The following is a 23,064-nucleotide window of genomic DNA, read 5'->3' on the forward strand; positions in this document are numbered from 1 at the left end:
CGGTCATCCGCAGTTAGTCAGTCGTCCGAGTCCGGGTATTCGTCCGCGGATTCGTCGGCCCCGTAGCGGGACTCCTCGTTTTCCACCTCGAGGATCTTCAGCAGCTCGGTGTCCGGGTTGAGCATGATGGCGGCCTCGTCCCGCCGGTGCCGCAGGATCGAGTCGATGTAGGACTGCACGGCCTCTGCCAGCGGAATGTGGCGCTCCTGCTTCTCCGACATGTACCACCGGTGCTCCAGGACCTCATGCACCACCTCGGCGTGCTCGAGCTTGCCGGAGAGGTCCCTCGGGATGGAGCGCACGATCGGCTCGAAGATCTGGCTCACCCAAAGGTGGGCGCTGTATTCCTCGTCCATCTCCGGGTTGTTGTCGGCCCGGAACGAGTCCATGTCATTGAGGAGGCGGCGGGCCTGGTTCTCCTGCGCATCCAGGCCCGTGAGCCGCAGGAGCCGCCGCTGGTGGTGTCCCGCGTCCACCACCTTGGGCTGCAGCTGGATGGTGGAGCCGTTCTGGGTGGTCTTGATGGCGTACTCCTCGACGTCGAAGCCGAGTTCGTTCAGCCGCCGGATGCGGGCGCCCACGCGCCAACGCTCGCCGAGCTCAAAGGATTCCTTCTCGGTCAGCTCAGCCCACAGCCGCCGGTAGCTGTCCATGATCAGCTCGCTGGTGGCCACCGGGTCCACCTTTTCCTCGATAAGCCCGCCGTCCAGCAGGTCCATCAGCTCGCCCGCGATGTTCACGCGGGCAATCTCCAGGTCGTATTCACGCTGGCCGGTGGAGAGGTCCGGGTAGAGCTCACCGGTTTCAGCGTCCACCAGGTACGCGGCGAAAGCACCGGCATCGCGGCGGAACAGGGTGTTGGACAACGAGACGTCGCCCCAGTAGAAGCCGATGAGGTGCAACCGCACCATGAGCAGTGCCTGCGCGTCGATGAGGCGGGTGAGGGTGTCCTTGCGAAGCATCTGGGAAAAGAGCGCGCGGTAGGGCATGGAGAACTTCAGGTGGCGGGTCACGAGCACCGGGTTGAGTGGGCGCCCGTCGGGGGTAGTGCGCCCCGTGATCACTGCCACCGGCTCCACGCACGGGACGTCCAGACGGGCGAGTTTGCGGAGCATGTGGTATTCGTGGCGGGCCACGTGCTCGGAGGTTTCCTTGATGGCGATCACGGAGCCGCCCAGGTGCGCGAACCGCACGATGTGCCGGGAGATGCCGCGGGGCAGTGCAGCCAGGTACTCTGCCGGCCACTCCTCCAAGGCGATATGCCATGGCAGGTCCAGCAGTTCGGGATCAGCCGCCGCGGCCGTGATGTTCAGCGATGAAGCTACCGAGGCCGCCTTGTTGTCATCGGCGCTGGCTGCCACGAACCGGGGCAGCTTGCCGATCTGCGCGTAGTCGGTGGGTTCGTCGTGCCACTGGGCGCTGTATTCCTCGGTCATGGCTCAATTCTTCCGTACTCGGGGCAGGGCGGCTAAATCCCATGCAGGCATGGGTTAAAGGCCGACGGCGGCCCGCCAGTAAGGAGGGCCGCCGTCAGTTGCGTGCGTGGGATGGGCCCACGCAGGCTAGGGAACGGTGGGGAGGACTAGTCGCCGAGGCGCAGGCCGGTCTTGGTGTCGAACAGGTGCACGTGGCCCGACTGCGGACGGACGTAGATGACCTCGCCCTTCATCGGAGGACGGCGGCCATCGACGCGGGCCACGATGTCGTGGTCCTTACCATCAAGGGTGGTGTGGCCGTAGACGTAGGCGTCGGCGCCGAGTTCTTCGACGACGTCGACCTCCACCTTCAGGCCTTCACCGTGCGGAGCGGTTTCCAGGTCCTCGGGACGGCTGCCCAGGGTGACCGTGGAGCCGTGGGCCTCTTCGAGGACGTCCCGCGGCACGGGGTAGACGGTGCCGCCGAACTGCACGCCGCCGTCGACTACGGGGAGTTCCAGCAGGTTCATGGCGGGGGAGCCGATGAAGCCGGCAACGAAGACGTTCTTGGGGCGGTCGTAGAGGTTGCGCGGGGTGTCAACCTGCTGCAGCAGGCCGTCCTTCAGCACGGCGACGCGGTCGCCCATGGTCATGGCCTCCACCTGGTCGTGCGTCACATAAACGGTGGTAACGCCCAGGCGGCGGGTCAGGGATGCGATCTGGGTGCGGGTCTGGACGCGGAGCTTGGCGTCAAGGTTGGACAGCGGCTCATCCATGAGGAAGACCTGCGGGTTACGGACGATTGCGCGGCCCATGGCAACACGCTGGCGCTGGCCGCCGGAGAGTGCCTTCGGCTTGCGGTCCAGGTACTGCTCGAGGTCAAGGAGCTTTGCGGCTTCGCGGACGCGCTCGGCGCGCTCTTCCTTGGAGACGCCGGCGATCTTGAGGGCGAAGCCCATGTTGTCGGCCACAGTCATGTGCGGGTACAACGCGTAGTTCTGGAAAACCATCGCGATGTCGCGGTCCTTCGGGGGAACATCGGTGACATCGCGGTCGCCGATCAGGATGCGGCCTGCGTTGACGTCCTCGAGGCCTGCCAACATGCGCAGGGAGGTGGACTTGCCGCAACCGGAGGGTCCAACGAGGACCAGGAATTCGCCATCGGCGATGTCGATGTTGAGCTTATCGACGGCGGGCTTTTCGGTGCCCGGGTACAGACGCGTAGCGTTGTCAAAAGTAACTGTAGCCACAGTTATCAATCCCTTCACCGGCAGGTACGTGCCGGACGATCCGTTGTGAATGGTTCATTTTTATTCAGTTTTGTTCCTGCAAAATGCTCCGCGGCTTCCGCGGAGCATCGAGTGACGCCGCACGCTTGTTGTGCGCCACATCACACAAAGAGTATGCCAGAGGTTGCTCTTTTTAGCGTAAATGTTACGAACGTCACAACTCTTGCTGACCGTCCCTTAACCGGAGGCCGCCTGGGGGTCTTCTTCAGCCACGGCGATGCTCCGCTCCTGGAGCAGTGCTTCCAGCAGCTCTGCCACGTGGAGAGGAGCCTCCACCCGGTACTGGGCCTGGGTGAAATCGAGGCCGACCTTGACCCCGACATCGCTGGGTTCGAGCCTGCCAAAGGCGTCCTCGTCCGTGACGTCATCGCCTGCGAACAGCACAGCGGTGGCCCCCGTTGCCTGCCTCAGGAAAGCAACGCCTTCGCCCTTGGAGGCGTGAACCACCGAGGTCTCCAGGACGCGCTTGCCCTCTTTCAAAAACACGCCCCTGCGGTCCTGCAGAACCGACTTGGCAGCTGACACTGCGTCCTCCGCCACGTCGTCCGGGGCTTGGCGGGTGTGCAGGACGACGCCGGCAGGCTTGTACTCCAGGGAGGTGCCGGGAGCGTGGGCCACGATGTCCGCCAACTCGGCCCGCACTTCTTCCAGGAGCGCTTTTTGGTCCTCTTCCAAAGAAAGTTCCGTGGAGCCTGGGCCCAGCCACGCTTCGGCGCCGTGGCTGCCGATCAGCAGCGTGTCCACCGGCGGGGACGCAACCTCCCGCAGGCTGGCGAGGGCGCGGCCCGAGATGAGTGCCGTCGTCGTGCGTGGAAGCACGGCGAGGCCCGCAAACGCTGCGGCTGAACGCGGAAGCGGCCGGGCATCCGGTGCACGGTCCACGATCGGCGCCATGGTGCCGTCAAAATCCATGGCCACCAGCAGGTGCTCCGTCCGGGCGATCCGGCGCAGGGCTTCCCGGAGTTCGGGAGTGAGCGCCAGGGGTGCCCTGGTGCCGCGGCCGTCAGGAGTCATCGCGGACCACCTTTTCGTTCAGCGCGTTCAGGAAATCGGCGGACCAGTGGTCAACGTCGTGGTCCAGGATCTGCCGGCGCATGGACCGCATACGCCGGGCGGCTTCGCGGGGGCTGAGTTCGACGGCGGTCATGATGGTGTTCTTGAGGCCGGCGATATCGTGCGGGTTGATCAGCAGGGCCTGCTTGAGCTGGTCTGCTGCGCCGGCGAATTCGCTCAGCACCAGGGCGCCGTCGTTGTTGTTGCGGGCGGTGACGTATTCCTTGGCGACGAGGTTCATCCCGTCCCGCAGGGCGGTGACCAGCATGACGTCAGCCGCCAGGTACAGCGCCACCATCTCCTCCACCGGGTAGCTGTGGTGCAGGTAGCGGACCGCCGTGTTTTCGATTGTGTCGTAGGTGCCGTTGATATGGCCCACAGTGCCCTCGACCTCCTCACGGAGGAGACGGTACTGTTCCACGCGCTCGCGGCTGGGGGAGGCCACCTGGATCAGGGTCGCATCGCCCACGGTGAGGCGGCCGTCCGCCAGGAGTTCCTCGAAGGCCTTCAGCCGGTGCCGGATGCCCTTGGTGTAGTCCAGCCGGTCCACCCCGAGCAGGATGGTCTTGGGGTTGCCCATGTCCTGCCGGATCTGCCGGGCACGTTCGATGATGTCGGGCCTGGCGGCCAGCTCGCTGATCTGCTTGACGTCGATGGAGATGGGGAAGGCCTGTGCGCGGGCAATGTGCGTCAGTTGGCCGTTGTGGTCCTTGACGTGCACCTGCTGCTGCTTGACGCTGGCACCCAGGAAGCGGCGGGCGGAGCGCATGAAGTTGCCGGCATCGCTGACGCGCTGGAAGCCCACCAGGTCGGCGCCGAGCAGGCCGTCGATGATGGCCTGGCGCCACGGGAGCTGGGCGAAGATTTCCGGCGGCGGGAACGGGATGTGGTTGAAGAATCCGATGCGCAGATCTGGCCGGGCCTCGCGGAGCATCCGGGGAACCAGCTGCAGCTGGTAGTCCTGGACCCAGATAGTGGCGCCCTGGTCGGCGTGGCGGACGACGGCGTCGGCGAACCTGCGGTTGACCTTGCGGTAGGCGTCCCACCAGGTGCGGTGGAACTCCGGTGGGGCGATGACGTCGTGGTACAGCGGCCAGAGGGTGGCGTTGGAGAAGCCTTCGTAGTACAGCTCCACGTCGTCGGTGCTGAGCTGGACCGGGACCAGGTCCATGCCGCCGTGGCTGAACGGCTTCACGGTTTCGTCCGGTGCTCCATGCCAGCCGACCCACGCGCCGTCGGTCTTGGTCATCATGGGCGCCAGCGCGGTCACCAGGCCGCCGGGGGACCGGCGCCAACCGGAGCCGTCGTCGCTGTCGTCGCCCGGCGCCACGCGGTCCACAGGCAGTCTGTTGGAGACCACCATGAAGTCGTACTTCGTATGGCCGGCGTGGCTGGAACCGGATCCGCCGGCCGTTGCTGTGCGGGCGGGTTTTTCCTGGACGGGTGTTTGCATTGCGGCCCCCTGGGGTTGCTTGTGCCTCTAAGCCACCCTAGCCGGACGGAATCATCGGGGCTATTCGTCCGTTGGTCAAGCCGAAGGAATAGTTGAACCCGCAAGCCATCAGCTTTCTCCCCTAAAATGTTGGGGTGCCACGAAGTGGTCCCCTACGTCGACCGACCCAAGGAACTCATGAGCCCCGCAAACGAAGTACGTAAGTCCAAGGCTGAGCGAACGGCGGAGGCGCGCGAAAAAGCGCGCCTGATCCGGGAAGCCCAGGCAAAGAAGGACAAGCGCAACAAGCTGCTGATCGGCTGGGGCATCGTGGCGGCGGTGGTGGCCATCCTGGTGGTCGTGGGCCTGGTGGTTGCCGGCAACATCCAGCGGAATGCCCCGATCGCGGACCAGGGACCCACTCCTGCCAACGCCAACGCCCACGGCGGCGTGACGCTGCTGGCCAATAATGAGGTAGCCAAGACGGAGCCGGCCACCGTTGACGCCAGTTCCCTGGGTGATGCTCCGAAGACTCCGCCCGCCCAGGTGGTGGCCCCCGGTGCAGAGGCTGAGGCCGGAAAACCGGTCAAGGTGGTCCTGTACATCGACTTCATCTGCCCGGTCTGCAAGAACTTCGAAACGCAGTACAACGACCAGCTCACCACGCTGCGAAACGATGGCAAGATCACCGTCGAGTACCGCGCGCTTGGATTCCTGGACAGCCGGTCCACCACCAACTACTCGTCCCGTGCCGCTAACGCTGCAGCCTGTGTGGCCAACACGGCCCCGGAAAAGTACTCCGACTACTTCAACGCCCTGTTCGCCCAGCAGCCCGCAGAGGGCAGCGCCGGCCTGTCCGACAACGACCTGAAGAAGATGGCGTCCGACATGGGCGTGAACATCAACTCCTGCGTGGATGACAAGACCTACCGCCCGTTCGTGAAGTTCACGACGAAGGAAGCGTCCGCCATCGGCGTTACCGGTACGCCCACCGTCTTCGTGGACGGCAAGCAGTGGGGCAAGGGAGACAGCGCCCAGACGCCGTTCCCCGACTTCCTGCAGGCCGCCATCGCCGCCAAGGGCTAGGAATCAACAGCGCTGGCAGGGGCCCGTTCCGGAACGTTTCCGGGGCGGGCCCCTGCTTTCGGGCAACACCTGCAGCAGCGTTTTTACGCCCGGCGGGAGTTGGGCTAACCTTATCTAGCGCCTTCTGGCGCATGCCCCCAGGGGCGCGCCTCCTTAGCTCAGTTGGCCAGAGCACCGCTCTTGTAAAGCGGGGGTCGTCGGTTCGAATCCGACAGGGGGCTCAATGCAACCTCCGGGTCTAAGCTGGATCCATCCAAATGATCAGCGTGCTGACTAAAGGAGGATGGGTGACATGCCCAAGACCGGCAAGAACGACCATGCCCGCAAGGAAGAGCTCCCCTCGACCCTGCAGCGTTCTGACCAAAAGGCCCAGGACACCTTCGCCAAGACCTACGATTCCGCCCTTGAGTCCTATGACCAGGACGAACAACGGGCCGCGCGTGCAGCGTATGCCTCGCTGAAGCACAGCTACGAGAAAGTGGGCGACCACTGGGAGCCCAAGGAAAAACGCGGCCCGTCGGACAAGCGCGCGGAACAGGGCATCCGTTCGTCGGAACCCACCGCCGGCGGCGTGGACGCCAACGCTTCGAAGGATCACCTCTACAAGCTGGCCAAGGAATTGGATGTCAAGGGCCGTTCGAAGATGGACAAGGACGAGTTGGTGAAGGCACTCCAGAAGGCCAACGACGCAGCCACCCGCAAAGCCCGCAGTAAATAGCCTTCGCTCTTGCCGTCCCGCCGTCCAAGGTGTCGAATCGAAGGACACGTTCGGTCCGGTCGGCAATGATGCCAGGAGGTTCCAATGTCGGTGAAGAGCACCAAGGAGTCAGCGCGGGCGGCAGGCGGCAGGAACGGGCCTGATGCCAGGCGTGCCGACCAGGCCGGCGGCATCGCGGCGCAGGACCCGGCCCGCATCCGGAACGTGGCGCTGGTGGGACACTCCGGCGCAGGGAAGACCATGTTGATCGAGGCCCTGCTCGCAGCCAACGGCATGATCACCCGCAAAGGCTCCATCGCGGACGGGTCGACAGTCAGCGACTCGGACCCCGCGGCAGTGCACCAGCAGCGGTCCGTCACGCTGTCCCTGGTGCCGCTGATGCTGGATGACGTCAAGGTGAACCTCCTGGACACTCCGGGCTACCCGGACTTCATCGGTGAGCTGCGGGCGGGCCTCCGGGCTTCGGATGCCGCACTCTTCGTGGTCTCCGCCGTCGACGGAATCGACGCAACCACCACCGCCCTGTGGGGCGAGTGCGCGCACATGGGGCTGCCACGCGCCGTCGTCATCACCCGGGTGGACCATCCGCGCGCAAATTACGACGCCGCCCTTGCCGCCTGCCAGAGGGCGTTCGGCGAGGGCGTCCTCCCGCTGTACGTCCCGGTGCGGTCAGGAGGCGGGATTACCGGCCTGTTGGGCCTGCTGTCGCAGCAGGTGACGGACTACTCCGCCGAAGAGGCAGCACCTGAAGCCCGTCCGGCAGCGGCCGATGAACGCGCGGAGGCCGGGGCTGCCAGGGGCACGCTCATCGAGGGCATCATTGCCGAAAGCGAAGATGAGTCGCTGATGGACCGCTACCTGGAAGGCGAGGACATGGACACCGCGGTGCTGGCCGCCGACCTGGAAACCGCCGTGGCCCGCGGCTCGTTCTTTCCCGTGCTGCCCACGTCTGCCGTCACCGGCCTTGGCACCGCGGAACTGCTGGACCTGCTGGTCCGCGCCTTCCCGCCTCCGGTGGAACGCAGCCTGCCGGACGCCGCCGACCTGTCCGGCCAAGCGGCCGGACGCCTGGCCTGCGATCCTTCCGGTCCGCTCGCCGCCGAAGTGGTGCGCACCTCCAACGACCCCTTCCTGGGCCGTATCTGCCTGGTGCGGGTCTTCTCAGGGACGCTGCGCGAGGACTCGCCCGTCCATGTAGGTGGCCACGGTCTGGCTGACCGTGGCCACCAGGACCACGACACCGATGAACGCGTCACCCATATCTACTCCCCGCTGGGAGCCACCCTGCGGCCCGTTCCCTACTGCGTGGCGGGGGACATGTGCGCGTTGGCGAAACTCGGCAGCGCCGAAACCGGGGACACCATCTCCAGTCGGGAAAACCCGCTCCTGCTGGCCACCTGGGAGATGCCGGAGCCGCTGCTGCCGGTCGCGGTGGAGGCCGACTCCCGCAGCGACGAGGACGCCCTGGCCCGCAGCCTGGGCAGGATCGCGGCGGGAGACCCAACCCTCCGTGTGGACCGGAACACCGAAACGCACCAGCTGGTGCTGTGGTGCATGGGCGAGGCGCACGCCGAAGTGGTCCTTGACCGGCTGCGCGAACAGGGCGTGAAGCTGCATACCGTGGCCGTGGTGACGCCGCTGCGGGAGACCTTCGCAGCCGCCGCCGCCGGCCATGGCCGGCATGTCAAACAGTCCGGCGGCCACGGCCAGTACGCCGTGTGCGACATCGAGGTGGAGCCGCTGGATCGCGGCGGCGGGTTCGAGTTCGTGGACAAGACGGTGGGTGGAGTCATCCCGGGAACGTTCATCCCATCCATTGAGAAGGGGGTGCGGGCGCAAATGGAGAAGGGGGTCTCTGCGGGATTTCCTGTGGTGGACGTGCGCGTGACCCTCACGGGCGGCAAGGCCCACAGCGTGGATTCATCCGATGCGGCGTTCCAGGCGGCGGGGGCCCTTGCGCTCCGGGAGGCGGCGGCCGCGGGTAAGGTCCAGCTGCTGGAACCCGTGTCCTCCGTGTCCATCACGGTTGCCGACGAACACGTCGGCTCCGTGATGAGCGATCTGTCCGGCCGTCGGGGGCGCCTTACCGGCACCACCTCGTCGGGGGAGGGGCTCACGGAGATCAGCGCGGAGGTTCCGGACCAGGAACTCCTGCGGTATGCCGTGGAACTGCGGGCCCTGACCGCCGGCACCGGTCGGTTCCGCCGGCAGTACCTGCGGCACGAGCCGGTACCGCCGAACTTCAGCCCATCCTGATCCGGTCCGGACAGGAAGAATGATGCGGGGCGCCGCCCAGTGAATGCTGCAGCTCGTAAGATCCAGACCGTCTACCTGACGCTGACGTTGGGGAACACCCTTGCGGCGTCGTTCATTTGGGGAATCAATACGTTGTTCCTGCTCGATGCCGGGCTGAGCAACCTGGAGGCGTTCGCCGCGAATGCATTCTTCACGGCCGGGATGGTCCTGTTTGAGGTGCCCACAGGGGTGGTGGCGGACAGCTGGGGGCGCCGCACCTCCTTCCTGCTGGGCACGGTGACCCTGGCCGGGTCCACCTACCTCTACTACCTGCTGTGGCAGTTGTCCGCGCCGTTCTGGTGGTGGGCCGCCGTGTCGGCCCTCCTTGGCCTTGGGTTCACGTTCTTCTCCGGGGCAGTGGAAGCCTGGCTGGTGGACGCGCTGCACTTTTCCGGCTACGACGGCGGCCTGGAAACCGTCCTGGGCCGCGGCCAGATCGTTTCCGGCATCGCCATGCTGGCAGGGTCAGTAGCTGGCGGGGTCATTGCCCAGGCCACCAACCTGGGCGTGCCGTTCCTGCTGCGCGTCGTCGTCCTGGTGGCAATGTTCGTGGTGGCTTTCCTGCTGATGCACGACGTCGGCTTCACACCAGAGCGCTCGGCCCACCCCCTGCAGGCCACACGCGCAGTCCTGAAGGCGTCCGTGGACGGCGGGCTGAGGAATCCGCCGGTGCGGTTCATGATGCTCGCTGCCCCGTTCACCGAAGGCGTTGGGTTCTACGTCTTCTATGCCCTCCAGCCCTACCTGTTGCAGCTTTTTGGCGATCCCAAGGCTTATGCCATCGCAGGCCTGGCAGCGGCCATCGTGGCGGGAGCAGACATCGTCGGCGGCTGGCTGGCGCCCCTGGTCCGGAAACTGGTCCGCCGCCGCACCACCGTGCTGATCGCTTCCACGGTCGCCAGTTCGGTGGTCCTGGTGGTGCTCCTGGCCACGAAGGTCTTCTGGCTGGCGCTGGTGCTCCTGGCCCTGTGGGCCGTGGTGGCCTCCGCAGGCACCCCGGTGCGCCAGGCCTACCTCAACGACATGATCGCCTCGAAGCAGCGGGCCACGGTCCTTAGCTTCGCCTCGCTTATGGGCTCCAGTGGGGGAGTGGTGGTGCAACCCGTGCTCGGCCGGGCCGCCGACCTCTATGGCTACCCTGCATCGCTGGCATTGGGCGGCGCGGTGCAGTTGCTGGCGGCACCCTTCATGCTGCTGAGCCGGCGCCGGCGCGCGCCGGCCGACTTCGCCGCGGGCCTGGCCGCCGCACCCTGATAGGGGCGGAAAGCGCTGGAGCCGGGAACAGGGAAGGCCCCCGTTGCCGGGACTGGGTCCGGGCAACGGGGGCCACCACGAGCGCAGGTGGAGATCCGTCCTACTTGACGCCTGCTTCCACTGCTTCGCTGGCCGGAGCCGGCTTCTCCTGTGCGGGCGGAGGGGAGGTCTTCAGCTTGAAGCGTTTCCCAATGTCGCCGCCGCCACCGCTGCGGTTCTTGTTGAAGATGTCGAAGCCCACGGCGACAAGGAGCACCAGGCCCTTGATGAGCTGCTGGTAGTCGGTGCCAAGGCCCAGGATGGACATGCCGTTGTTGAGCACGCCCATGATGAGTCCGCCGATCATGGCTCCGGCGACGGTTCCGATACCGCCGGTGACCGCGGCGCCGCCGATGAAGGCCGCGGCGATGGAATCCAGTTCGAAGCCGGTTCCACCGGCCGGCTGCGCCGAGTTGAGCCGGGCGGTGAAGACGAGGCCCGCCAACGCGGCCAGCACGCCCATGTTTACGAAGAGCCGGAACGTTACGGCCTTGGTTTTGATGCCGGACAGTTCAGCCGCATGCAGGTTGCCGCCGATGGCGTACGTGTGCCGGCCGAAGACACTGTTGTTCATGAGGGCCGTGTACGCGATCACCAGGGCGGCCAGGACCACCAGGACAATCGGGGTGCCGCGGTAGGACGCCAGCAGGAACGTGATGATGAGCATGAGCAGCGCCGTGAAGGCGGTCTTGATGACGAACCACACCAGGGGCTCGCTTTCGAGGTCGAACTTCCGGCGGATCCGGCGTTCCTTGAGCGCTTGGATCAACAGCGCGGCCGTGGCCCCGACGCCCAGGATGACCGTGAGCCACTCCAGTACGGAGGTGCCGCCGGTGAGGTCGGGAAGGAAACCGCCGCCGAGGGCCCGCAGTTCGGCCGGGAAGGGGGTGATCTGCTGGTTCTTCAGGGTGATGAGGGTCAGGCCCCGGAAGATCAGCATGCCCGCCAGTGTGACGATGAAAGCTGGAATCCCCACGTAGGCGATCCAGTAGCCCTGCCAGGCGCCCACCAGGGCGCCGACCAGCAGGCAGGCGGGGATGGCGGCCCACCATGGCCAGCCCCAGTGCACGATCATGACGCCGGCCACGGCGCCGATGAACCCGGCCACCGAGCCGACGGAAAGGTCGATGTGCCCGGCGATGATCACCATGACCATGCCGATGGCCAGGATCAGGATGTAGCTGTTCTGGACCACCAGGTTGGTGACGTTTTGTGGTTCCAGCAGGATCCCGCCGGTCAGTCCCTGAAACAGCAGGACAATCAGGATCAGGGCAACGAAGATGCCCACCTGGCGCAGTTGGCTTGTGAGGAATCCGAGCGATTCTCTGAGGGCGGACATTTCGCTATTCCTTCTCTTTGGTCATGTAGTGCATCAGGGTTTCCTGGGTGGCCTCGGCAATGGGAACTTCACCTGTGATGTGGCCGGCGGCCAGCGTGTAGATGCGGTCGCAGATGCCCAGCAGTTCAGGCAGTTCCGAGGAGATGACGATGACAGCTTTTCCTTCGGCCGCGAGTTTCCCGATAATCGTGTAGATCTCGTATTTGGCGCCAACGTCGATTCCCCGTGTGGGTTCATCGAGGATGAGCACGTCCGGATCGGAGAACATCCACTTGCTCAGCACCACCTTCTGCTGGTTGCCACCGGAGAGCTTTCCGGTAATGGCCGCCACCGACGGAGCCTTGATGTTCATGCTCTTCCGGTAGCCGTTGGCCACCACGGTTTCCTGGTTCTTGTCCACGAAGCCGCGTTTGGCGAGCTTGCGCAGGGCCGCCAGGGAGATGTTCCGCTTGATGTCCTCGATGAGGTTCAGGCCGTAGTGCTTGCGGTCTTCCGTGGCATAGGCGATGCCGTTCCTGATGGCGTCGGACACCGTGGCAGTGTTAATTTCCTCGCCGTACTTGTAGACCTTGCCTGACGTGGCGGTTCCGTACGTGCGTCCGAAGACGCTCATGGCAAGCTCGGTGCGCCCAGCGCCCATGAGCCCGGCCAGTCCTACCACTTCGCCCTTCCGGACGTACAGGTTGGCGTTGTTGACCACCATGCGCGTGTGGTCCTGGGGATGGCGCACTGACCAGTCCTCGATCCGCAGGACTTCCTCGCCGATGTGCGGCTCGCGGTCCGGGTACAGGCTCTCCAGGTCCCGGCCCACCATGCCGCGGATGATCCGTTCCTGCGTGATCTGGCCTTCGTCCAGCCGAAGCGTCTCAATGGTTTTGCCGTCCCGGATGATGGTGACTGCATCAGCCACCTTGCGGATCTCATTGAGCTTGTGGCTGATGATGATGCTGGTGACGCCCTGGCCCTTCAGGTGGAGGATCAGGTCCAGCAGGTGGCCGGAATCCTCGTCGTTAAGGGCGGCAGTGGGCTCGTCCAGGATGAGCAGCTTCACTTCCTTGGACAGCGCCTTGGCGATTTCCACGAGTTGCTGCTTGCCCACGCTGATGTGCTGCACGGGGGTGACAGGGTTTTCGTCGAGGCCGACGCGGGCCAGCAGCTTTGCTGCCTCCAGGTTGGTCTTGCGCCAGTCCACCCACCCGTTGGTGGCTTGTTCATTGCCAAGGTAGATGTTCTCGGCAATGGACAGGTACGGGCTGAGGGCCAGTTCCTGGTGGATGATGACGATTCCGCGCTTTTCGCTGTCCGAGATGCTGGAAAAGTGGCAGGGCTCGTTTTCGAAGAGGATTTCCCCCTCGAAGGTGTTGTGTGGATAGACGCCGGACAACACTTTCATGAGCGTTGACTTGCCGGCTCCGTTTTCCCCGCAGATGGCGTGGACCTCGCCACGGTTCACATCGAGGGTGACGTCCTGCAGCGCTTTCACGCCGGGGAACGTCTTGGTGATTCCTCGCATTTGAAGAATGGGTGTGTTCATCGTCAATTCCCACTGACTGTTCGGAGCTTGCCTTCCTGCTGCTGCAGGAGGCTGCGGGTGGGGCTGTGGCCCGGGACGGATACCCAGGCCACAGCCCCCTGACGCTGACTACTTGACGTCGGCGTCGGTGTAGTAACCCGAGTCGATCAGTTCCTTCTTGTAGTTGTCCTTGGTGATGATCACGGACTTCAGCAGGAACGCCGGGACAACCTTGACCTTGTTGTTGTAGGTCTTGGTGTCGTTGGTTTCCGGCTCCTGGCCCTTGAGGACCGAATCGACCATCTTGACGGCCTGCGCGCCGAGCTGGCGGGTGTCCTTGAAGATGGTGGAGTACTGCTCGCCGGCGATGATGGACTTGACGGAACCCTTTTCGGCGTCCTGGCCGGTGACCACGGGCAGGCTGCCCTTGGCGTAGCCGCCGGTGCTGGTGAGGGCGGAGAGGATGCCGATGGACAGGCCGTCGTACGGGGAGAGGACGCCGTTCAGCTTGGTGCCCGAGCTGTAGGCGGAGGTGATGATGTCCTCCATGCGCTTCTGCGCCACCGGTGCCTGCCAGCGAAGGATCGCGGCCTGCTCAAACTTGGTCTGGCCACTGGGGACCTTCAGGGTGCCGGCGTCCATGTACGGCTTCAGGGTGTCCATGGCGCCGCTCCAGAAGAAGTTGGCGTTGTTATCGTCGGGGCTGCCGGCGAAAAGCTCGATGTTGAACGGCCCCTTGCCGTCAACCTTCTTGCCGCTGGCGTCCAGGAGGCCCAGGCCCGTCAGCAGTGAGGTGGCCTGCTGCACACCCACGGTGTAGTTGTCGAACGTGGTGTAGTAGTCCACGTTCGGGGTGCCGTTGATCAGGCGGTCGTACGCGATGACCTTGACGTTCTGGTCCTTGGCCTTGGCCAGGACGTCGGTCAGGGTGGTGCCGTCAATCGCGGCGATGATCAGGGCCTTGGCGCCCTTGGTCAGCATGTTTTCGATCTGCGACACCTGCGTGGGGATGTCGTCATTGGCGAACTGAAGGTCTGTCTTGTAGCCGAGGTCCTTCAGCGACTTCTCGACGTTGGCGCCATCGGCAATCCACCGTTCGGAGGTCTGGGTGGGCATCGAGATCCCGACCAGTGAATCGCCGGGCTTGGCGGCACCGCCGGATTCGGTGGCGGCTCCGCCCCGGGAGCCACAGCCGGTGGCGCCCACCGTCAGGGCGAGGACAAGGGCCACCGCGCCCATGAGTTTTTTGATTCTCACCATTTTCTCCTTCCGCGGCAGCATTGCCGCGAAGTGTTGTTGGACAGGCAGCACCGACGCTTCCTGGTCCTGGTCACATTGTTGATGTGCCGGTTCAATATAGACCGCTTTGTGAACGCTAACAAGAGCAAGCCATCGAAATTTCGCAACTTTTTCGGTTCCATTGACTTCTTTCTTGTTAGCGTTCACACTTGCTGCAGCACCTAGCTTGACCCCGACCCCTACAAACCCGGTAATGAGGCCTCCCGCCTCCCGGACGGAGGCCACCCATGCCAGAAACGTTGTTCACTTCCAGCTCCGACTCCCGCCAAGACCACTACGTCATCGGGGTGGACTACGGCACCCTTTCGGGCCGTGCCGTGGTGGTGCGGGTCCGCGACGGCAGGGAACTCGGCAGCGCCGTCCACGAGTACCCGCACGCGGTGGTCACCGATTCACTGCCCGAAGACACGGCGGGCGCCGAATCCGGCGGACGTCCCGCAAGGCTTCCCGGTGAATGGGCACTTCAGGTGCCCAATGACTACCGGGAAGTCCTGCGCAAGGCGGTCCCCGCCGCAGTGGCGGACGCGGGGATCGACCCTGCCGCCGTCGTCGGCATCGCCACAGACTTCACCGCGTGCACCATGGTGCCGGTCAAGGCTGACGGCACCCCCCTGAACGAACTGCCCGGCTTCGCCAACCGGCCGCACGCCTATGTGAAGCTCTGGCGCCACCACGCAGCGCAGGGGCAGGCTGACCGGATCAACCGGCTCGCTGCCGACCGGGGCGAGGACTGGCTTCCACGCTACGGGGGACTGATCTCCTCCGAATGGGAGTTCGCCAAGGGCCTGCAGCTGCTGGAAGAGGACCCGGAAGCCTACGCCGCCATGGACCACTGGGTGGAGGCGGCCGACTGGATCGTATGGCAGCTGTGCAGCCGGTACGTCCGCAATGCCTGCACTGCCGGCTACAAGGGCATCTACCAGGATGGCCGGTATCCGTCCGAGGACTTCCTGGCGGCCCTGAACCCGGACTTCAAGGACTTTGTCAGCTCCAAGCTGGAGCACACCATCGGTCGGCTGGGGGATGCCGCGGGCACCCTTACCGCCGAGGCTGCTGCCTGGACCGGACTGCCGGAGGGCATCGCCGTGGCCGTGGGAAACGTTGACGCGCACGTCACGGCCCCGGCTGCCAAGGCCGTGGACTCCGGCCAGCTGGTGGCCATCATGGGCACCTCCACCTGCCACGTCATGAACGGCACCGAACTCCGCGAAGTGCCCGGGATGTGCGGGGCAGTGGACGGCGGGATCGTGCCCGGCCTCTGGGGCTATGAGGCCGGCCAGTCCGGCGTGGGGGACATCTTTGGCTGGTTCACCAAGTACGGCGTCCCGCCCGAATACCACCAGGCTGCCAAGGATGCGGGCCTGGGCATCCACGAGTACCTCACCGAACTCGCCTCGCGGCAGGCCATCGGGGAGCACGGCCTGATCGCCCTCGACTGGCACTCGGGCAACCGTTCGGTCCTGGTGGATCATGAGCTCTCCGGGATCGTGGTGGGCCAGACGCTGGCTACCAGGCCGGAGGACACGTACCGGGCGCTGCTTGAAGCCACTGCTTTCGGGACCCGCACCATCGTGGACGCCTTCCGCGACGCCGGTGTCCCGGTCAAGGAATTCATCGTGGCCGGCGGCCTGCTCAAGAACAGACTCCTGATGCAGATCTACGCGGACGCCACCGGCCTGCAGCTGTCCACCATCGGCTCGGAGCAGGGACCTGCGCTGGGCTCGGCCATCCACGCTGCCGTGGCCGCGGGCGTGTATGCGGACATCCGCGAAGCCGCCGACGCCATGGGCGCCGAACCCGGGGAGGTGTACACCCCCATCCCGGAGAACGTCGCCGCGTACGACGAACTGTTCCAGGAGTACAGGACGCTGCACGACTACTTCGGCCGCGGCAGCAATGACGTCATGCACCGGCTCAAAGCCATCCAGCGCAAGGCGGCGCGGACTGGGCTGCCGGGGACTGGCAACCTGTCAGCTACCGCTGTGGAGGTGTCCGCATGACCGCCGGTACCGGTGTAACTTCGGCGATCCTGCAAACCATCGCCCGGATCCGGGAGGAAGTCTGCGCCCTGCACGCCGAGCTCACCAGGTATGAACTGGTGGTGTGGACCGCAGGCAACGTTTCGGCCCGTGTACCGGGAACAGACCTCATGGTCATCAAGCCCTCCGGCGTCTCCTACCAGGAGCTGACCCCGGAGCAGATGATTGTGACCGACCTGCACGGCACCCCGGTTCGGGGCACCAACGTCGATGGTGGCGGGACCGTGGATTGGGGCAACCCGCCGCTGTCGCCGTCCTCGGACACGGCCGCCCATGCCTACGTGTACCGGCACATGCCCGACGTGGGCGGGGTGGTGCACACCCACTCCACCTACGCCACCGCCTGGTCCGCCAGGGGAGAAGCCATCCCGTGCGTGCTGACCATGATGGGTGACGAGTTCGGCGGTGAGATTCCGGTGGGACCGTTCGCGCTGATCGGCGATGACTCGATCGGCCAGGGGATCGTGGAGACGCTGAAGAACTCCAACTCGCCCGCGGTCCTGATGCAGAACCACGGCCCGTTCACCATCGGCAAGGATGCCCGGTCCGCCGTGAAGGCAGCCGTCATGTGCGAGGAAGTTGCGCGGACCGTGCATATTTCCCGGCAACTCGGTGAACCGCTGCCCATCAAGCAGGACCACATCGACTCCCTCTACGCCCGCTACCAGAACGTGTACGGCCAGTAGGCCAAGAACCGACTTTCCAGGAGAATCCATGAGCACCGCAGCAAACACCTCCCTCGACGGCTACGAGGTCTGGTTCCTCACCGGCAGCCAGCACCTCTACGGCGAGGAGGTCCTCAAGCAGGTAGCTGCCCAGTCACAGGAGATTGCCAACCAGCTCAACGCATCCTCCGCGGTGCCGGTGCGGATCGTGTGGAAGCCGGTCCTCACCGATTCGGACGCCATCCGCCGCACCGCGCTGGAAGCGAACTCGGACGATTCCGTGATCGGCGTGACTGCCTGGATGCACACCTTCAGCCCCGCCAAAATGTGGATCCAGGGCCTGGACCTGCTGCGCAAGCCCCTGCTGCACCTGCATACGCAGGCCAACCGCGACCTGCCCTGGGCGGACATCGACTTCGACTTCATGAACCTGAACCAGGCCGCGCATGGCGACCGCGAGTTCGGCTACATCCAGTCACGCCTGGGCATTGCCCGGAAGACGGTCGTCGGGCACGTCTCCAACCCCGAGGTCGCCCGCCAGGTCGGTTCCTGGCAGCGCGCCGCCGCCGGCTGGGCTGCCGTCCGGACCCTGCGGCTGACGCGCTTCGGGGACAACATGCGCAACGTGGCCGTCACCGAGGGCGACAAGACGGAGGCCGAGCTGCGGTTCGGCGTCGCGGTAAACACCTGGTCCGTGAACGAACTCGCCGACGCCGTGCACGGCGCTGCAGAGTCCGACGTCGACGCCCTGGTGGCGGAATACGAGGACCTTTATGACGTGGTGCCGGAGCTCCGCGCAGGCGCGGCCCGGCACGAATCGCTGCGGTACGGCGCCCGGATTGAACTGGGATTGCGCAGCTTCCTGGAGGGCAACGGGTCCGCGGCATTCACCACGTCCTTCGAGGACCTGGGTGCGCTCCGCCAGCTGCCCGGACTGGCGGTGCAGCGGCTCATGGCCGCCGGTTACGGCTTCGGCGCCGAAGGCGACTGGAAGACCGCCATCCTGGTCCGCGCCGCCAAGGTGATGGGTGCCGGCCTGCCCGGCGGTGCCTCCCTGATGGAGGACTACACCTACCACCTGGAACCGGGCTCCGAGAAGATCCTGGGCGCCCACATGCTGGAGGTCTGCCCCTCCCTGACCGCGCAGAAACCGCACCTGGAAATCCACCCGCTGGGCATCGGCGGAAAGGAAGACCCCGTTCGCCTGGTGTTCGACGCTGACGCCTCCCCGGGCGTCGTCGTCGCCCTGTCGGACATGCGGGACCGATTCCGCCTGGTGGCCAACGCCGTCGACGTCGTTCCCCTTGACCAGCCGCTGCCCAACCTGCCCGTGGCCCGTGCCCTGTGGCAGCCCAAGCCGGACTTCGCCACCTCCGCCGCCGCCTGGCTCACCGCCGGCGCCGCGCACCACACCGTCCTCTCCACCCAGGTGGGGATGGATGTGTTCGAGGACTTCGCGGAAATCGCCAGGACCGAACTGCTCACCATCGACGAAGGCACCACCATCCGCCAGTTCAAGAAAGACCTGAACTGGAACGCCGCCTACTACAAGCTGGCCGGGGGGATCTGACCACGCATGGTGCGGCGGCCGAGGCTTGAGGACGTGGCGGAGCTGGCCGGCGTCTCGCACCAGACAGTGTCCCGGGTAGTCAACTGCCACCCGAATGTGAGCGCGGGGACCCGTGAGAGGGTGGAGGCGGCGATTGCCCAGCTGGGCTACCGCCGCAACTCCGCTGCCCGGAGCCTGGTCACCCGGCGCTCGCAGACCATCGGGGTGCTGGCCAGCGAACTCTCGCAGTACGGGCCTGCCAACACTTTGCTGGGGGTGGAACGCGCCGCACGGGACGCCGGGTACTTCGTCAGCGTCGCTGCCCTGCGGGAGGTCAACCGCGATGCGATCCTGGCTGCCGTCCGGCATTTCCTGGACCAGTCGGTGGAAGGCATCGTGGTGATTGTTCCGCACCTTGAGATGCCCGCCGCCCTCGCGGAACTGCCCCTTGGAGTGCCTGTGGTGGCCGTGGGGACCACAGGAAACGACGCTGTTGGCGGGGTCAAGGTGGACCAGCGCCGGGGGGCCGAACTGGCCGTGCGGCACCTCATCGGGCAGGGCCATGTCCGCATCGGACACGTGGCCGGGCCCCAGGACTGGATTGATGCGGTGGCGCGCGCGGACGGCTGGCGGTGCACCCTGGACGCGGCCGGTCTCGAGGCCGATCTCATGATCGAGGGGGACTGGAGCGCCGGGAGCGGTTATGCCATTGGCCGGCAAGTGGCAGCCACCCGACGTGCCACTGCGCTGTTTGTGGGCAACGACCAGATGGCGCTGGGGGTCCTGCGTGCCTTGAATGAGGCGGGCATCAAGGTACCGGAGGACATATCCGTGGTGGGCTTCGACGACCAGCCCGAAGCCGGCTATTTCAGCCCGCCGCTGACGGTGGTCCGGCAGGACTTCGAAGAACTGGGCCGGCGGTGCATGGACATGATGCTCAAGGCACTGGACGGTATGGACGGGCTGCAGACCCTGGTGGTGGAGCCCGAACTCGTCCTGCGCAGCAGCACCGCTCCGCCCTCCTGAGCTTCCGGCAGCCGATTTAATCCGGGGGAGACTTACACGAAACGTGGCCACAACAATCGCTGCGTACGTTGGCAGGCATGACGGCAACCCTGCTTATCCGGCTCCGCGACTGGCTGCTGGACACGTTCACGTATGAATCCGAGTCCCAGGCCACAGGCGCTATGGCTGACGCCACCCGCTGGGGCTGGCTGCCGGCACTGAGCGGGGTGTCCGCGGGAGCGGATCACGCCCGCTCCGAGCATGCGGCAGCAGGGGCCGAAACCAGCGCTATGTCTGGTTGAGCACACTATTGCGCCACTAGCGTTGTAATGCCCTAAACTGCTTCACTGAGGTGCCTGAAATGGCGCTGCGCAGCAACGAAAGTGAACACGCTATGGCTACCGATTACGATGCTCCACGCAAGCAGGAAGAAGAGTCGCCCGCTGACTCTCTCGAGGCCCTCCAGGCGTCACGGAGCGGCAACGCGCAGACGGCGGTTATCGATGTTGACGAAAACGACACCGCTGAAGGTATCGACCTGCCCGGCGCCGACCTGTCCAACGAGGAACTGACCGTTATTGTGGTTCCCGAGCAGTCCGACGAGTTCACCTGCTCGTCGTGCTTCCTGGTCCGCCACCGGTCACAGGTTGCACGTGAAAAGAACGGCCTGAAGTACTGCCGCGACTGCGAAGGCTAAGACTTTTTCCTGGTTTTTCCTGCACCGGCCGCCCCTGGGGTGGCCGGTGCTTTCTTGTCCTGAGTTTCTTTTTGGAGCCGTTGATCTGCGGCCGCCGTCGTTATCAAAATGACCCCTCGTCTCCGGGGAGGAACACTCCTACGCTGGAAGCATCCAATGGCTTTGAATCCTGGATGGCACAGCAATGAAAAAGTTCTCCATCTGGCTCGCAGCCCTCATGCTGGCTGTAGGGCTGGGAATCGTAGTCCAGGGACCTGCCTCGGCGGCTCCCTACTGCGGGCTCACCTGGGGCTCGCTGGCGAAATCCGGGCAGGACACCGGTACCGCATCCGTCACCAATGTCCGCACGGGGCGGCACTACTGCTTCGACCGGCTGGTGGTTGACCTCAACGGCCCTGCCGTCGCCTACACCGTTCAGTACGTGCCGCGGATTGAGCAGGAGGGCTCGGGGCTTCCCATTCCGGTGCGGGGTGGTGCGCGCCTGCACATCAGCATCAAGGCGCCCTCCTACGACGAGAACGGCAACGCCACCTACAACCCCGCGGACAGGAACGAACTCAGCAACGTTTCCGGCTACCAGACCTTCCGCCAGGTCGTCTCTGCAGGAAGCTTCGAAGGGTACACCAGCCTGGGCCTGGGCGTCCGCGCCCGCCTTCCGTTCCGGGTCTTCACCCTTGACGGTCCGGGTTCCGGCTCCCGCGTGGTGATCGACGTGGCGCACTATTGGTGACCGATCCGTCGTCGTAAAACCAAAAAGGTGCCGCGCCCCTGACGGGGCACGGCACCTTTTCTGCGCTGTCCTTACTCCGGAACCACGAGGGCGGGAGTATCGCGCTTCAGGGTTTCACCGCGGAAGAAGCCGGGGTGGGTGCGGGACATGACCAGCATGACGACGCCGCCCAGGGCCAGGATGCCGATGCCCAGGATGAACACCAAGCCCACGCCGAAGACCTCCGAACCGCTGCCGAATTCCGGGGCCAGGCTGTCCACGGCGGTCTGGAAGAACACCACGAACAGGCCCACGCCGCCCACCACCGGGCACACCAGCCGGAACAGGAAGTGGCGTGCGCTGTTGAACAGGCTGTGGCGGAAGTACCAGGTGCAGGCAAGCGCTGTGAGGCCGTAGTAGAAGCAGATCATCAGGCCCAGGGCCAGGATGGTGTCGTTCAGGACGTTCTCGCTGACCACGTGCATCACGGCGTAGAAGCCCGCGGAGATGATGCCGGCCGCGATGGTGGCGAAGCCCGGCGTCGCGAACTTCCTGCTGATCCGGCTGAAGGGCTCCGGCAGCGCACCGTAGTGCGCCATGGCCAGCAGGCTCCGGGACGGTGACATGAACGTGGACTGCAGGGATGCAGCGGAGCTGGAGAGTACGGCGAGGGACATCAGGATGGCGAAGGGACCCATGATGGGGGAGGCCAGTGCGGTGAAGATGTTCTCGTGGTTCTCGGCGTTGTTCAGGCCGTTGCCGGTATCGCCAACGCCTGCGAACATCATGGTGGCGATGCTGACCAGGAGGTAGATGGCAAGGACGATGACAGCCGTCAGCGTTCCTGCCACGCCGGCGGTCTTCTTACCGTTGGCCGTCTCCTCGTTGACGGTGAGGCAGACGTCCCAGCCCCAGTAGACGAAGATCGACAGGGAGATGCCCGCGGCAACCTGGCCGAAGGTCTCGATCTTGGTCACGTCGAACCAGTCCCAGCTGAACGGGATGGCCGTTTCAGAGGTGGACCAGTTGGCAAAGGCCAAGCCCACGAACAGGCCCAGGACCAGCAGTTGGAAGCCCACCAGGCTGTACTGCACCAGCTTGGTGGTGTGCATCCCGCGGTAGCTGACCCAGACGGCCAGCGCCACGAAGACGAAGCAGGTGAGCACGTTCAGGGCTTTGTTGTCCGCCAGGTCTGCGAGCTCGGGGGAGCCGGTGAGCTGGGACAGGAAAAGGTAGAAGAAGTCGACGGCGACGCCGGCGAGGTTGGACAGCACGATGATGTTGGCCGCCAGCAGGCCCCAGCCGCCCATCCACCCGATCCATGGCCCGAAGGCCTTGGTCACCCAGGTGAAGGTGGTGCCGCTGTCCGGGGAATCGGCGTTGAGTTCCCGGTAGGAGAGCGAAACCAGGATCATGGGGATGAACCCGATCAGGAAGATGACTGGCAGCTGGAGGCCGGCTTCGTTGACGGTGGGGCCCAGCGCGCTGGTGAGGGTGTAGGCGGGGGCAATGGTCGAAATGCCCAGGACGACGACGGCGAGGAGCCCGAGCTGCCCGCCCTTGAGGCCCTTGTCGCTGAAGCCGTCCGCGGCCGGCGCATGGACATGCGGACCGGACTTGGAAGTGCTGGTGCGGATTGTCTCTGTCATGGCACCACTTTCTGAAAAG

Annotated in this window: 19 protein-coding genes and 1 tRNA gene; 12 read left to right on the top strand and 8 right to left on the bottom strand. The window is 65.3% G+C overall.

Going from position 1 to position 23,064, the window contains the following annotated elements; all coding sequences use genetic code 11:
• Nucleotides 1-17: 17 nt before the first annotated feature.
• From LFT49_RS04385 to LFT49_RS04400, 4 genes are all read right to left on the bottom strand, one after another.
• The gene (locus tag LFT49_RS04385) at nucleotides 18-1,436 is read right to left on the bottom strand and encodes a DUF4032 domain-containing protein (protein ID WP_236801121.1); all 1,419 of its coding nucleotides are present in this window, start codon (nucleotides 1,434-1,436) and stop codon (nucleotides 18-20) included.
• Between the two features lie 146 nt (nucleotides 1,437-1,582).
• Nucleotides 1,583-2,665 carry an ABC transporter ATP-binding protein gene (locus LFT49_RS04390; protein WP_236801122.1) on the bottom strand — a complete coding sequence of 361 codons (1,083 nt, stop codon included), beginning with the start codon at nucleotides 2,663-2,665 and terminating at the stop codon, nucleotides 1,583-1,585.
• Between the two features lie 216 nt (nucleotides 2,666-2,881).
• Nucleotides 2,882-3,718, bottom strand: a complete 837-nt coding sequence (gene otsB / locus LFT49_RS04395; protein ID WP_236801123.1) for a trehalose-phosphatase — start codon at nucleotides 3,716-3,718, stop codon at nucleotides 2,882-2,884.
• Nucleotides 3,708-5,210, bottom strand: a complete 1,503-nt coding sequence (locus LFT49_RS04400; RefSeq protein WP_236801124.1) for an alpha,alpha-trehalose-phosphate synthase (UDP-forming) — start codon at nucleotides 5,208-5,210, stop codon at nucleotides 3,708-3,710. The genes otsB and LFT49_RS04400 overlap by 11 nt, the downstream gene beginning before the upstream one ends.
• Before the next feature lie 177 nt (nucleotides 5,211-5,387).
• Between LFT49_RS04400 and LFT49_RS04405 the strand changes: the two genes are divergently transcribed.
• The 5 genes from LFT49_RS04405 (at nucleotide 5,388) to LFT49_RS04425 (ending at nucleotide 10,542) form a co-directional block, all read left to right on the top strand.
• Nucleotides 5,388-6,275, top strand: coding sequence for a DsbA family protein (locus LFT49_RS04405; RefSeq protein WP_236801125.1), 888 nt, complete (start codon nucleotides 5,388-5,390; stop codon nucleotides 6,273-6,275).
• Nucleotides 6,276-6,422: 147 nt separating this feature from the next.
• A tRNA-Thr gene (locus tag LFT49_RS04410) sits at nucleotides 6,423-6,496 on the top strand.
• A gap of 71 nt (nucleotides 6,497-6,567) precedes the next feature.
• A complete protein-coding gene (locus LFT49_RS04415; RefSeq protein WP_236801126.1) occupies nucleotides 6,568-6,993 on the top strand; it encodes a ChaB family protein in 426 nt (141 codons plus the stop codon).
• Nucleotides 6,994-7,077: 84 nt separating this feature from the next.
• On the top strand, nucleotides 7,078-9,249 hold the full coding sequence (locus tag LFT49_RS04420; protein ID WP_237429859.1) for an elongation factor G-like protein EF-G2: 2,172 nt from the start codon (nucleotides 7,078-7,080) through the stop codon (nucleotides 9,247-9,249).
• Nucleotides 9,250-9,288: 39 nt separating this feature from the next.
• Entirely contained in the window at nucleotides 9,289-10,542 is a 1,254-nt protein-coding gene (locus LFT49_RS04425; RefSeq protein WP_237429860.1) for an MFS transporter, read from the top strand.
• A 100-nt stretch (nucleotides 10,543-10,642) separates the two neighbouring features.
• Here LFT49_RS04425 and mmsB read toward each other — a convergent pair whose 3' ends face one another.
• The 3 genes from mmsB to chvE all read right to left on the bottom strand — a co-directional run bounded on the left by mmsB (nucleotide 10,643) and on the right by chvE (nucleotide 14,693).
• A complete protein-coding gene (gene mmsB / locus LFT49_RS04430; RefSeq protein WP_236821314.1) occupies nucleotides 10,643-11,920 on the bottom strand; it encodes a multiple monosaccharide ABC transporter permease in 1,278 nt (425 codons plus the stop codon).
• 4 nt (nucleotides 11,921-11,924) lie between these two features.
• Nucleotides 11,925-13,454, bottom strand: a complete 1,530-nt coding sequence (gene mmsA, locus LFT49_RS04435) for a multiple monosaccharide ABC transporter ATP-binding protein (RefSeq protein WP_236821315.1) — start codon at nucleotides 13,452-13,454, stop codon at nucleotides 11,925-11,927.
• Nucleotides 13,455-13,562: 108 nt separating this feature from the next.
• Complete coding sequence (gene chvE / locus LFT49_RS04440; protein WP_373462192.1) at nucleotides 13,563-14,693, bottom strand: multiple monosaccharide ABC transporter substrate-binding protein; 1,131 nt, start codon at nucleotides 14,691-14,693, stop codon at nucleotides 13,563-13,565.
• A 266-nt stretch (nucleotides 14,694-14,959) separates the two neighbouring features.
• On the opposite strand from chvE, the gene araB reads away from it, so the two are divergent.
• The 7 genes from araB to LFT49_RS04475 all read left to right on the top strand — a co-directional run bounded on the left by araB (nucleotide 14,960) and on the right by LFT49_RS04475 (nucleotide 21,417).
• Complete coding sequence (araB, locus tag LFT49_RS04445; RefSeq protein WP_237429861.1) at nucleotides 14,960-16,732, top strand: ribulokinase; 1,773 nt, start codon at nucleotides 14,960-14,962, stop codon at nucleotides 16,730-16,732.
• Entirely contained in the window at nucleotides 16,729-17,457 is a 729-nt protein-coding gene (locus LFT49_RS04450) for an L-ribulose-5-phosphate 4-epimerase (RefSeq protein WP_237429862.1), read from the top strand. Before araB ends, LFT49_RS04450 begins: the two co-directional genes overlap by 4 nt.
• 28 nt (nucleotides 17,458-17,485) lie before the next feature.
• Nucleotides 17,486-19,006, top strand: coding sequence for an L-arabinose isomerase (araA, locus tag LFT49_RS04455; protein WP_237429863.1), 1,521 nt, complete (start codon nucleotides 17,486-17,488; stop codon nucleotides 19,004-19,006).
• A 6-nt stretch (nucleotides 19,007-19,012) separates the two neighbouring features.
• Nucleotides 19,013-20,011 (top strand): LacI family DNA-binding transcriptional regulator, encoded by a 999-nt coding sequence (locus tag LFT49_RS04460; protein ID WP_237429864.1) that lies wholly within the window; start codon nucleotides 19,013-19,015, stop codon nucleotides 20,009-20,011.
• Between the two features lie 77 nt (nucleotides 20,012-20,088).
• Nucleotides 20,089-20,292, top strand: a complete 204-nt coding sequence (locus LFT49_RS04465) for a hypothetical protein (protein ID WP_237429865.1) — start codon at nucleotides 20,089-20,091, stop codon at nucleotides 20,290-20,292.
• Between the two features lie 92 nt (nucleotides 20,293-20,384).
• Nucleotides 20,385-20,687 carry a DUF4193 domain-containing protein gene (locus LFT49_RS04470; RefSeq protein ID WP_142131097.1) on the top strand — a complete coding sequence of 101 codons (303 nt, stop codon included), beginning with the start codon at nucleotides 20,385-20,387 and terminating at the stop codon, nucleotides 20,685-20,687.
• Between the two features lie 184 nt (nucleotides 20,688-20,871).
• Nucleotides 20,872-21,417 carry an AMIN-like domain-containing (lipo)protein gene (locus tag LFT49_RS04475; RefSeq protein WP_236821317.1) on the top strand — a complete coding sequence of 182 codons (546 nt, stop codon included), beginning with the start codon at nucleotides 20,872-20,874 and terminating at the stop codon, nucleotides 21,415-21,417.
• Between the two features lie 71 nt (nucleotides 21,418-21,488).
• On the opposite strand, the gene LFT49_RS04480 is transcribed toward LFT49_RS04475, so the two are convergent.
• The gene (locus LFT49_RS04480) at nucleotides 21,489-23,045 is read right to left on the bottom strand and encodes an APC family permease (RefSeq protein WP_236801142.1); all 1,557 of its coding nucleotides are present in this window, start codon (nucleotides 23,043-23,045) and stop codon (nucleotides 21,489-21,491) included.
• Nucleotides 23,046-23,064: the final 19 nt, after the last annotated feature.

Source organism: Arthrobacter sp. FW306-06-A (assembly GCF_021870055.1).
GTDB lineage: Bacteria > Actinomycetota > Actinomycetes > Actinomycetales > Micrococcaceae > Arthrobacter.